The organism is Streptomyces synnematoformans (assembly GCF_039531005.1).
In the GTDB taxonomy this organism is placed as follows: Bacteria; Actinomycetota; Actinomycetes; order Streptomycetales; family Streptomycetaceae; genus Streptomyces; species Streptomyces synnematoformans.
In genome coordinates, this window is the sequence record NZ_BAAAPF010000044.1 from 22,828 (window position 1) to 32,392 (window position 9,565).

Genomic DNA, 9,565 nt, shown 5'->3' on the forward strand with positions numbered 1-9,565 from the left:
GGCTCCGGGGCTCTGAGGTGCTCGGGGTGTGGCTAGTGGCTGCTGCGCTGCGGCTCGGGGAGAGCGGCGCCGTGGGACCCACGGCGCCCTCGCGCATCCGGGGGGTGTCGGGTCAGGCGCTTGCCCTGCGCGCCCGGTTACGGGCGGCGCGGCGCTTCATCGCGCGGCGCTCGTCCTCGCTGAGGCCACCCCAGACACCGGAGTCCTGGCCGGACTCCAGCGCCCACTGCAGGCACTGCTCCATCACGGGGCAGCGACGGCAGACGGCCTTGGCTTCCTCGATCTGCAGCAGCGCAGGACCGGTGTTGCCGATCGGGAAGAAGAGCTCGGGGTCTTCCTCGCGGCAAACGGCGTTGTGACGCCAGTCCATGACTGCTCCATCTCTTCGCGTTGAGTTGCTTGTGAATGTGAACGCTTTCACGAATCCTCCGACAAGTGAAGGGGTCCGAACCAGATTTCCGGTGTGACCTTCAACATGTGGAGGGGGCGAGTGCGCTGGAGGCATGTCCCGCGGGGGGAGGCGCTCCGGCCGCCATGAAGAAGGTTCGCAAACCTCAGCTTCGGATACAACCCCTTCAGGGAAGTTTCTTTGGATTCCTTGGTCTCAGTTGGCTCACGGCCCCACTTCGAGGGGGTGATGCGCAGCCTAAACGTTCGACTGGAAGGACTTTCGGGCCTTCCACTCACACAATCACACGCAGTGCGCGCCGTACGCCTGTGAAGGTCACGCTCGTACGCAGCCCGAGGTGGTCACCGTCCATCTGGAAGGGCGTCGGTGCCTGTGATTCCAAGGTGAAGTCAGTGAGGTCGTGCAGCGACAGCGCGTGCTTGCCGTGCGGCCCGCGCTCCGGCGAGGAGGTGAGCAGCTGGGTGCCGTAGCGCAGCAGCGCCGGGGTGGACAGCCGGGCGAGTCCGAGCACGTCGAGGGCGGTGTCGAAGGACGCGCCGGGGGTCGCGTAGAGGGGGCGGCTGCCCAGATAGCTCCACGGCGAGGTGTTGCAGACGAGCGAGAGCACCAGGCCCTCGACGGGGTCCTCGGCCGGGCGCCGCAGGGTGATCGCGCCGTGCCGGCGGTCGCCCTCGCCGAGCCACTGGCGCAGCAGCTGCCGGACGTAGAGCGGGTGCGTGGACTTCTTGCCGCGCTCGCGCTTCTGCTCGACGCGGCCGACGACGCCCGCGTCGAAGCCCAGGCCCGCGCAGAACGTGAACCAGCGCGAAGGCGCGCCCTCGTCGTCGGTGTCCGGGGTGCCGGAGGCGAGCCCGAGGCCGACGGTGCGCTCGCTGCCGTCGTGCAGGGCGTCCAGCAGCGCGCCGGTGGCCTCGACCGCGTCGTTGGGCAGGCCGAGGGCGCGGGCGAAGACGTTCGTGGAGCCGCCGGGGACGACCGCGAGGCGGGGCAGCTCCCCGGGGGCGGGGCCGTCGTGCAGGAGGCCGTTGACGACCTCGTTGACGGTGCCGTCACCGCCGAGGGCGACGACGAGGTCGACCTCGCCGCCGGCCGCCGCGTGCCGGGCGACGTCGCGGGCGTGGCCCCGGTACTCGGTGGTGACCGTCTCCAGCTTCAGGTCGCTGGCGAGTGCGTGGATCAGCACGTCGCGGGTCCGGGCACTGGTGTCGGTGGCGGCGGGATTGACCACGAGGAGCGCACGCATGGCAAGCAGGTTACCTACCGCGAAGTAGACCGGCCCAGCCCCGGCGGAGGGGGTCCGGGCGGCCCAGTAGGCTGGAGAGCATGAGCGGAGCGCAGGGCCGGGGCGGGCGGAAGCGGTCGCCCGCTCGGTCCGGGCAGGAGAAGGTGGCCGGGACGGGGCGGGACAGGCCTTCTGCGGCCGAAGCCGCCGAGGCGCCCGAAGCGACCGGCGGGGCCGGTACGGCGGGCAGGCGCAGGGCCACCGAGCGCAGGCCCGCGCCGGGTGAGCCGGACGGGCGAGCGCCGGGCAAGCGGGGCTCGGCCGGGCAGCGCCCGGACACCTCGGCCAAGCAGGGCCCGGACAAGGGGGCGGGCGAGCCGGACTCCGCCGCGGGCAAGCCGGCGACCGCGCCGGACGGGGCCGGCGAGGCCGCGGACGGCGGGGAGGAGCCGGCCGCCGGTGAGCGCGGGCCGCGCCCGCCGCGGGTGGCCGTCGCCGCCGTGCTCAGCGGGGTCGAGGGGCTCGTGATCGCGGCCTTCGGCTGCTACGAGCTGGTGCTGGGGGTCTTCGGCGAACCGGACAGCACCCGCCAGGCCGTCTTCGGCGGGCTCACCGTGCTGGGGCTCGCCGCGCTGCCGCTGGCCGCCGCGGCCGGGCTGTGGCGGCAGCGCCGGTGGAGCCGCGGCCCCTCGATGATCACGCAGATCCTGGCGCTGCCGGTGGCCTGGGCGATGTCGTCCGCGGGCGGTGTGATGCTGCCGCTGGGGCTGCTGCTGGGCGCGGTCGCGCTGGTGGCGCTCGTGTGCGTGCTCAGCCCGAGCACGGCGGAGGCGCTGGGCGTGGGGCCGAGCCGGACGGCGTAGCGCAGCCGCCGGGCGGCGCCGGGCGGCGGGCCGGGGGAGCGGGCGTAGGGCCGTCCACGGCCCCGCACGACCCGTACGGCACGGAAGAACCCCTTGGCGGACCGCGTGCGCCCGTACGGACGCTCCGGGCGCCCCGGAACGGGCCACGGCTCCCCGCGGGGCACGGCGGCGCGCCCGCGCCCGCGGCTCACTCCTCGACGAGCAGCCGTTCGCGCAGCTGCGCCAGCGTGCGCGCCAGCAGCCGGGAGACGTGCATCTGCGAGATGCCGACCTCCTGGGCGATCTGGGACTGGGTCATGTTGCCGAAGAAGCGGAGCATGAGGATCTTCTTCTCCCGCGGCGGCAGCTCCTCCAGCAGCGGCTTGAGCGACTCGCGGTACTCGACGCCCTCCAGGGCGTCGTCCTCCGCGCCGAGGGTGTCGGCGACGGCCGGCGACTCGTCGTCGGTGTCGGGGACGTCCAGGGAGAGCGTGGAGTACGCGTTCGCCGACTCCAGGCCCTCCAGGACCTCCTCCTCCGAGATGTTCAGCTTCCGGGCCAGCTCGTGCACCGTCGGGGCGCGGCCGTGCAGCTGGGACAGCTCGGCGGTGGCGGAGGTCAGCGACAGCCGCAGCTCCTGCAGCCGCCGCGGGACCCGCACCGCCCAGCCCTTGTCCCGGAAGTGCCGCTTGATCTCGCCGACGACCGTGGGCGTCGCGTACGTCGAGAACTCCACCCCGCGGTCGGGGTCGAAGCGGTCCACGGACTTGATCAGGCCGATGGTGGCGACCTGGGTGAGGTCGTCCAGCGGCTCGCCGCGGTTGCGGAAGCGCCGGGCCAGGTGCTCCACCAGCGGCAGGTGCATCTGCACGAGGGCGTTCCGCAGCTCGGCGTGCTCGGCGGACTCCGCGGGCAGCTTGCGCAGCTCGTGGAACATCGCCCGCGCGCCGCTGCGGTCCTGCGGGTCACGCCTGTCGTGCTGCTGCAGTCCGTCCATGTGGTCCGCCCGCTCTCGTTCCGCCGCGGCCAGCCGGCCCTCGTCTCGCATCGGAACGCCCCTGACGTACGTCACGTCAGCCCCGGCGCCGCGCCGCGCTCCTTGAGCAGGCTGATCGTGACCGTGCGGTCGTCCCCCACGGTCGCGTCCACCCTGCCCGCCAGCGCGGACAGCACGGTCCACGCGAAGGTGTCGCGCTCGGGCGCCCGGCCGTCGGTGGTCGGCGCCGAGACCGTGACCAGCAACGCGTCGTCCCCGAGCTGGAAGACACAGGTGAGCACGGAGCCGGGGACGGCCTGCTGGAGAAGGATCGCGCAGGCTTCGTCGACCGCGATGCGCAGGTCCTCGATCTCGTCGAGCGTGAAGTCCAGGCGGGCAGCGAGCCCTGCCGTGGCGGTGCGGAGCACCGACAGGTACGCCCCGGCAGCCGGCAGCCGGACTTCGACGAAGTCCTTCGGACTGGGCTCGCCTTCGAACTGGGACACCCTCACCTCCAAGGTGCGTGGCGACTCTCTGCCATAGGAACGCCGGCCTGTCCCCCGTCACTGGGAGTAACGGACCGGCGCGGCAAATCGTTCGCCTGCGACGCTACCGCGTGCGATGAGCTGCTGTCTCCTGGTCCGGAGAAGGCCACCCCATCCCGCGGCTGTCACTAATAGTAAACCCTCGTCACGCTCCGTGGCTAGGGCTTTGTTCGTCCCAATTCCCGTGCGGTCACTCCGGGTTGCCATTATGACAGGGTCCGCGGGCGACCGCCGACCGGCTTCCCTCGACCGGGCGACACCCGCGTCATCCGGTGACGACCGCGGCGACGGTGGAACCGCGCGGGAAGGCGCCGTCGGCGGCGAGGGCGACGACGGCGTAGAGCATCTTCGCGACGTACACGGGTTCGGGAACGAGCCCGTGGCGGGCGGCGAAGTCGGCGGCGAAGGCGTCGAGTTCGGGCGTGCGGCGGGCGAAGCCGCCGAAGTGGAAGCCGTCGGCCAGGCGCCAGTCGCCCCGCCGGCCGCCGAACGCGGCGGTCTGCAGCCGCTCCACGTCGGCGCCGAGGAACCCGCCCTTGAGTACCGGCACGCCGATCGCCCGGCTGCCGGGCGGCAGCCCCGCGGCCAGGCCGGCGAGCGTGCCGCCCGTGCCGCCCGTGCCGACCGCCGTCTGCGCCGCGCCGGCGAGTTCGCGGCCGAGGTCGGCGCAGCCGCGTACCGCAGCGGCGTTGCTGCCGCCCTCCGGGACGAGCTGGAAGTCGCCGAACAGCGCGCGCAGTTCGGCGTGGTAGGCGGGGTCGGCGCGCCGCCGGTACGCCGCCCGCGGCACGAAGTGCAGCCGCATGCCGTCCGCCGCCGCCCGCGCGAGGGAGCCGTTGAGCGGGCGGTCGGCCAGCTCGGCGCCGCGGACCACGCCGACGGTCCCGATGCCGAGCAGCCGGCCCGCGGCGGCGGTGGCCCGCAGGTGGTTGGAGTACGCGCCGCCGAACGTCAGCACCGGCCGGTCGTCCGCGCCGGGGGAGCCGGCCGCGCGCCGCTCCAGGTTCGGCACCAGCTTGCGCCACTTGTTGCCCGGCAGCGCCGGGTGGATCAGGTCGTCCCGCTTGAGCAGCAGGCGTATGCCGCGGGCCGCGAGGCGGTCGTCCGCGACCTCCTCCAGCGGTGAGGGCAGCCGCGGGCGCAGCCCGGCCAGCCGCCCCGCCAGGCCGTCGGAGGCCGGGGCCGCGGGCTCGGGGCCTGCGGGCGGGGAGCCGGCGGGCTCGTACGGGCGCACGGGACGCTGCTCGGTGGCCGGTCGCGGCCGGTGCCGGGCCGCGGGTCCGTGCCCGGGGGCACGCCGCGGCGCCGGTGCCGGCTCAGCCGCGGGTGAGGAATCCGTCGCCGTGCTCGGCGACGTGCGCGTGGAGGGCCTGCAGGGCGTCCTGCACCTCCTGCGCCGAGCCCGTGCCGCGCTGCTCGTTGAAGTAGGCCGTGCCCAGCCGCCGCAGGAGGGCCTGGCCCTCGCGCTGCGCCTGTACCTCCCCGACCTTCTCCTTGCCCTGGCTCAGCGCGGTCTCCGCCTTCTCCTTCGCGCGGTCGAGGAAGCCTGCCATGAGTGTCTCCTGACGTATTGGCTGACGTATGGGTTGATATCTACCGTTGCTGTCGCTTTGGGGCCAAGTATCCCGCGCGTCACTTAATGGATCAACGGGTGCCGGGCCCCTGCGGTTCCCGGGCGGGTTCCCCGGCGACCTGGTGCGCAAGCGTCAGCAGCGCGCGAACCGCGGGGTGGCCCGGCGGGTCCCGCCAGGCCAGCACCAGGGGGACCGCGGGCGCGCCGGTCAGCGGGACGTAGGCGACCGAGTGGTGGCGGTGCGCCTGGGCGGTGGCCGTGGTGGTGACCCCGACGGCGCGGCCGGCGGCGATGGCGGCCAGCCAGTCGTCGGTGTTGGCGACCTCGACGGTGCGGCGCGGGCGGTGCGCCTGCGGCCACAGCGCCGGGGTGGTGACCCCGGAGACGGGGTTGACGGCCAGCGGCAGGTGCGCGAGGTCGGCGAGGGTCAGCGGACCGCGGCCGGGGGCGGCGAGCGGGCTGTCCGCCGGCACGGCGGCGACCCGGGCCTCGGTGCGCAGCAGTTCGGTACGGGCCGCGCAGTCGGCGGCGGGTGCGCGCAGCGGCGCCACGTCGACGCGGCCGCGGGCGAGGCCGGCGCAGCGGTCGTCGATGCGCAGCAGCTCCAGCGGGACGTCGGGGTGCTCCTCGTCCCAGCGGCGCAGCAGGACCGCGGTCTCGTCGCCGAGCGCGGCCCAGGAGTGGCCGAGCCGCAGGGGGCGTACGACGAGGCCGGCGGGGTCCAGCGCGGCGTCGGCCGCGGCGACGGCGGCACGGGCCCGGTCGAGGAACGCGCGGCCCGCGGGGGTCAGCTCCAGGTGGTGGGTGGAGCGGTCGACGAGAAGCACGCCCATGTGGTCCTCAAGGCGGCGCAGGGTGCGGGAGACGACGGGCTGGCCGGTGCCCAGCCGGGCGGCGGCCCGGGTGATGCCGCCCTCCTCGGCGATGGCGAGGAAGGCGCGCAGGTGCCGCAGCTCCACCGTCATGCTTCAGAAGCATAATCGCAGCCGGTTATGCATTTCACGCCGGGGGCGTGCGCTCGTAGCGTGGGGGCGTGACGTCTCAGCCCTCCGGTCCCGCCGCCTCCGCCGAGGGCCCCGCCGCCACGACGGGCCCCGCCCCCGCCGGGGCGGCCGGCGCTGCGGGGGGACGCGCCGGACGGGACGTTCCCGGCGGCGCCCGCCAGGGGCGCGGCGCGGGGTGGCTCGGCGGCGTGGCGCTGGTGGTGTGCGGGGCGCTGTCCACGCAGTTCGGCGCCGCGGTCGCCGCGCTGCTCTTCCCGCGGGCGGGCGCGCTGGGCGTGGTGACGCTGCGGCTGACGCTGTCCGCGATCCTGCTGATGCTCGTCTTCCGGCCGCGGCTGCGCGGTCACTCGCGGGACGACTGGGCGGTGCTCTGCGGCTTCGGCCTGGCGCTCGGCGCCATGAACGCCGTCTTCTACCAGGCCATCGAGCGGATCCCGCTGGGTCCCGCGGTGACGCTGGAGGTGCTCGGACCGCTGGCGCTGTCCGTGTGCACCAACCGGCGGGTGGCGAGCCTGCTGTGGGCGGCGCTGGCGCTGGGCGGGGTGGTGCTGCTGAGCGGCGGCGGGTTCGGCGGGCTCGACCCGGTGGGCGCCGCGTTCGCGCTCGGCGCGGGCGGCCTGTGGGCCGCGTACATCGTGATGGGCGCGCGCGCCGGGGCGCGCTTCCCGCGGGCGGAAGGGCTGGCGGTCGCGATGACCGTGGCGGCGGCGATCAGCGTGCCGATCGGGGTGGCGAGCGCGGGGAGCCGGCTGGTGGAACCGGTGACGCTGGGGCTGGGCCTGGCGGTGGCGGTGATGTCCTCGGGGCTGCCGTACGCGCTGGACCAGTTCGCGCTGCGCCGGCTGCCGGCGGCGACGTTCGCCGTGCTGATGAGCCTGGCGCCGGCAGTGGCGGCGCTGGCCGGGTTCCTGGTGCTGGACCAGGGGCTGACGGCGGCGCAGTGCGCGGCGATCGGCCTGGTGATCGCGGCGAGCATCGGCGCGGTACGGACCCCGCCGCGGCCGCGTGCGGCGCGGGGGAGCGCGTAGCGGCGACGGGCCGGCGGCCGGGCCGGTGGCGGGGCGCGGGTGGCATGCTCGGACACCTGCGCGACGAAGGGAACCCGCATGACCTCGCCCGGAACCGTCCTCGACGCCCGCGCGCTGGGCCGCGCCCTGCTGCACCGGCAGTGGCTGGTCGAGCGGCGCGAGGCGGCGCCGCTCGACGCCGTCGAGCACCTCGTCGCGCTGCAGGCCCAGTCCGGCGACGCCCCGTACTACCAGCTGTGGAGCCGGCTCACCGGCTTCACCACCGGCGACCTGTCGGCGCTGCTCACCGGCCGCCGGGCGGCCCGGGTGGTGCTGATGCGCGGCACGATCCACCTCGTGAGCGCCCGCGACGCGCTGCGGCTGCGCGCGGTGGTGCAGCCGTACCTCGACAGGACGCTGGCCACCACCACCGCCGGGCGCAGGCTCCCCGGCCTCGACCCCGCCGAGGTGGCGGATGCCGCCCGCGCGGCCCTCGCCGCCGGGCCGCTGCCGGCCGACGACCGCGCCGCCCGGCTCGCCGCCCGCTGGCCGGACGGGGCGCCGGGCGACCTGGCCTACCTGGCCCGTTCGCTGCTGCCGCTGGTGCAGGTGCCGCCGCGCGGGGTCTGGGGCGCGGGCGGCGGACTCGTCTACGCGCACGCCGACCAGTACCTCGGTGCCCCCTCCGCGACCGACCCCGCGCCGGACGGGACGGTGCTGCGCTACCTCGCCGCATACGGCCCGGCGTCGGTCGCGGACGCGCAGAAGTGGCTGTCGCTGACCGGCCTCAAGGCGGTCTTCGACCGGCTGCGCCCGCGGCTCGTGACGTACCGGGACGTCACCGGGCGGGAACTGTTCGACCTGGACGGCACCGAGCTGCCCGACCCCGGCGCCCCGGTGCCGCCGCTGCTCCTCGGCCCCTTCGACAACGTGCTGCTCGCGCACGCGGACCGCACGCGGATCATCGACAACGCCGACGAGCGCCGGGTGTTCACCGCGAACGGCATCGTCCGCGGCACCCTGCTGCTCGACGGCCGCGTCGCGGGCGTGTGGCAGCCGGAGCTGAAGCGGACGTCCGCCGCGGTCGAACTGCGGCCCTTCGCGCCCCTGTCCCGGCCGGACCGTGACCGGCTGGCCGCGGCCGCCGAGGACCTGCTGGGCTTCGCGGCGCCCGGGGTGGAGAAGACGGAGGTCAGGTTCGCCGCGGCCTAACCCGCGAAGCGCCCGCGGGCGCCGCCCGCGGGCGGGCGCGCCCCGCCGCGGGGCGCAGCCCTCCGCGGCCTGGCGCCCGCGGTCCGGTGCCCGCGGCGGCACCGGCGGCGGCGCTCAGTCGAGGAAGTCCCGCAGCGTCTCCGCGCGGCTCGGCAGGCGCAGCTTCGCCATGGCCTTCGCCTCCACCTGGCGGATGCGTTCGCGCGTCACCCCGTACACCTCCCCGATCTCCGCCAGCGACTTGGGCTTCGCCCCCGTCAGGCCGTACCGCAGGCCGATCACCCCCGCCTCCCGCTCCGTCAGCTCGCCCAGCGCCCGGGCCACCGCCCGGCGCAGCAGGGCGCGGCCTATCGCGTCGTCCAGCGGCGGCGCCGCCCGGTCCTCGATGAGGTCGCCCAGCTCGCCGTCGCCCTCCGCGCCGGCCGGCGTGTGCAGCGAGACCGGCTCGCGGCGGGCGAACTCCTCGATCGCGGCCAGCCGCGCCGCCGTCACGTCCAGCGCCGCGGCCAGCTCGGCGGGCTCCGGCTCCCGGCCCAGCTCCGTCCGGAGCCGGCCGCGGGCGCGTCCCAGCTTGTTGATCCACTCCACCATGTGGGCGGGGATGCGGATCGTCCTGGCCTGGTCCGCGAGTGCCCGGTTGATCGCCTGGCGGATCCACCACACCGCGTACGTCGAGAACTTGAAGCCCAGCGCGGGGTCGAACTTCTCGATCGCGCGCATCAGTCCGATGTTGCCCTCCTGGACGATGTCGAGGAGGGAGAGCCCGCGGCCGGTG

The 9,565-nt window shown here is 75.4% G+C and carries 11 protein-coding genes; 3 read left to right on the forward strand and 8 right to left on the reverse strand.

Annotation, left to right across the window (positions count from 1 at the left end):
* Positions 1-112: 112 nt before the first annotated feature.
* Together ABD317_RS10560 and ABD317_RS10565 are read right to left on the reverse strand one after the other, a co-directional pair.
* Entirely contained in the window at positions 113-370 is a 258-nt protein-coding gene (locus ABD317_RS10560; RefSeq protein WP_101421667.1) for a WhiB family transcriptional regulator, read from the reverse strand.
* A 313-nt stretch (positions 371-683) separates the two neighbouring features.
* Complete coding sequence (locus tag ABD317_RS10565) at positions 684-1,652, reverse strand: diacylglycerol/lipid kinase family protein (protein ID WP_344289530.1); 969 nt, start codon at positions 1,650-1,652, stop codon at positions 684-686.
* 80 nt (positions 1,653-1,732) lie between these two features.
* On the opposite strand from ABD317_RS10565, the gene ABD317_RS10570 reads away from it, so the two are divergent.
* Complete coding sequence (locus ABD317_RS10570) at positions 1,733-2,494, forward strand: hypothetical protein (RefSeq protein ID WP_344289531.1); 762 nt, start codon at positions 1,733-1,735, stop codon at positions 2,492-2,494.
* 187 nt (positions 2,495-2,681) lie between these two features.
* Here the strand turns inward: ABD317_RS10570 and ABD317_RS10575 are convergent, their stop codons facing one another.
* The 5 genes from ABD317_RS10575 to ABD317_RS10595 all read right to left on the reverse strand — a co-directional run bounded on the left by ABD317_RS10575 (position 2,682) and on the right by ABD317_RS10595 (position 6,532).
* Positions 2,682-3,653, reverse strand: a complete 972-nt coding sequence (locus ABD317_RS10575) for an RNA polymerase sigma factor SigF (RefSeq protein ID WP_344289532.1) — start codon at positions 3,651-3,653, stop codon at positions 2,682-2,684.
* Positions 3,542-3,955, reverse strand: a complete 414-nt coding sequence (locus ABD317_RS10580) for an ATP-binding protein (RefSeq protein ID WP_027753975.1) — start codon at positions 3,953-3,955, stop codon at positions 3,542-3,544. The genes ABD317_RS10575 and ABD317_RS10580 overlap by 112 nt, the downstream gene beginning before the upstream one ends.
* A gap of 304 nt (positions 3,956-4,259) precedes the next feature.
* Positions 4,260-5,159, reverse strand: coding sequence for a 1-aminocyclopropane-1-carboxylate deaminase/D-cysteine desulfhydrase (locus ABD317_RS10585; RefSeq protein ID WP_344289538.1), 900 nt, complete (start codon positions 5,157-5,159; stop codon positions 4,260-4,262).
* Positions 5,160-5,310: 151 nt separating this feature from the next.
* Positions 5,311-5,547 carry a hypothetical protein gene (locus tag ABD317_RS10590; protein WP_344289533.1) on the reverse strand — a complete coding sequence of 79 codons (237 nt, stop codon included), beginning with the start codon at positions 5,545-5,547 and terminating at the stop codon, positions 5,311-5,313.
* 91 nt (positions 5,548-5,638) lie between these two features.
* Positions 5,639-6,532 (reverse strand): LysR family transcriptional regulator, encoded by an 894-nt coding sequence (locus ABD317_RS10595; RefSeq protein WP_344289534.1) that lies wholly within the window; start codon positions 6,530-6,532, stop codon positions 5,639-5,641.
* 68 nt (positions 6,533-6,600) lie between these two features.
* On the opposite strand from ABD317_RS10595, the gene ABD317_RS10600 reads away from it, so the two are divergent.
* The gene (locus ABD317_RS10600; RefSeq protein ID WP_344289535.1) at positions 6,601-7,599 is read left to right on the forward strand and encodes an EamA family transporter; all 999 of its coding nucleotides are present in this window, start codon (positions 6,601-6,603) and stop codon (positions 7,597-7,599) included.
* Positions 7,600-7,677: 78 nt separating this feature from the next.
* Positions 7,678-8,790: a winged helix DNA-binding domain-containing protein gene (locus ABD317_RS10605; protein WP_344289536.1), complete on the forward strand. Its 1,113-nt coding sequence runs from the start codon at positions 7,678-7,680 to the stop codon at positions 8,788-8,790.
* A gap of 114 nt (positions 8,791-8,904) precedes the next feature.
* Here ABD317_RS10605 and ABD317_RS10610 read toward each other — a convergent pair.
* On the reverse strand, positions 8,905-9,565 hold a 661-nt coding region (locus ABD317_RS10610), incomplete at its 5' end, for a sigma-70 family RNA polymerase sigma factor (RefSeq protein WP_344289537.1).